This is a genomic window from Pseudomonas sp. TAE6080 (assembly GCF_018732265.1).
GTDB classification, from domain to species: domain Bacteria; phylum Pseudomonadota; class Gammaproteobacteria; order Pseudomonadales; family Pseudomonadaceae; genus Aquipseudomonas; species Aquipseudomonas brenneri.
Genome location: NZ_JAHIDY010000098.1, coordinates 1 through 831, shown reverse-complemented (window position 1 = coordinate 831; position 831 = coordinate 1). Strand labels below are relative to the sequence as shown.

Annotated in this window: 1 protein-coding gene and 1 pseudogene; both read left to right on the top strand. The window is 60.3% G+C overall.

From position 1 onward, the window contains the following. Positions 1–145 (top strand): annotated as a pseudogene (locus KL786_RS29280) (electron transfer flavoprotein subunit beta/FixA family protein); the annotation flags it as partial. Between the two features lie 16 nt (positions 146–161). Continuing rightward, positions 162–831 (top strand): electron transfer flavoprotein subunit alpha/FixB family protein (locus tag KL786_RS29275; RefSeq protein WP_215519818.1); only part of this gene is annotated, 670 nt, incomplete at its 3' end.

Here is an 831-nt window from a genome sequence, read left to right as displayed (position 1 = left end):
GACTCCGGATGCTTTGGGCGTTTCCACCGCCTCCACCAACAAGACCGTCAAAGTCCAAGCGCCAGCTGCACGCAGCGCAGGTATCAAGGTCAAGTCGGTGGCTGAACTGGTCGAGAAACTGAAAAACGAAGCGAAGGTGCTTTGAATTGGAGAGCCTGATCATGACTATCCTCGTAATCGCCGAACACGATAACAAGGTGCTGGCCCCGGCCACCCTGAACACCGTTGCTGCTGCCGCCAAAATTGGTGGCGACATCCACGTACTGGTCGCTGGTCAAGGCGCTGGCGCCGTGGCTGAAGCCGCCGCAAAAGTCGCTGGCGTGAGCAAAGTACTGCTGGCTGACAACGATGCCTACGCGCACCAGCTGCCGGAAAACGTTGCGCCTCTGGTTGCTGCTCTTGGTTTAGAGGCGGGCGGCGCTGGCTACAGCCACATCCTGGCTGCCGCCACCTCCAACGGCAAAAACATCCTGCCACGCGTTGCCGCGCAGCTGGACGTTGACCAGATCTCCGAGATCGTTTCGGTGGAAAGCGCCGACACCTTCAAGCGCCCGATCTACGCCGGTAACGCCATTGCCACCGTGCAATCGACAGCTGCCGTCAAAGTCATCACCGTGCGTGCCACCGGTTTCGACCCGGTTGCCGCCGTTGGTGGTTCGGCTGCCGTTGAAGCCGTTGCGGCTGTGCACAATGCTGGCACTTCCAGCTTTGTTGGCGAAGAACTGGCCAAGTCGGACCGCCCTGAGCTGACCGCTGCCAAGATCGTCGTTTCCGGTGGTCGTGGCATGCAGAACGGTGACAACTTCAAGCACCTGTACGCCCTGGCCGACA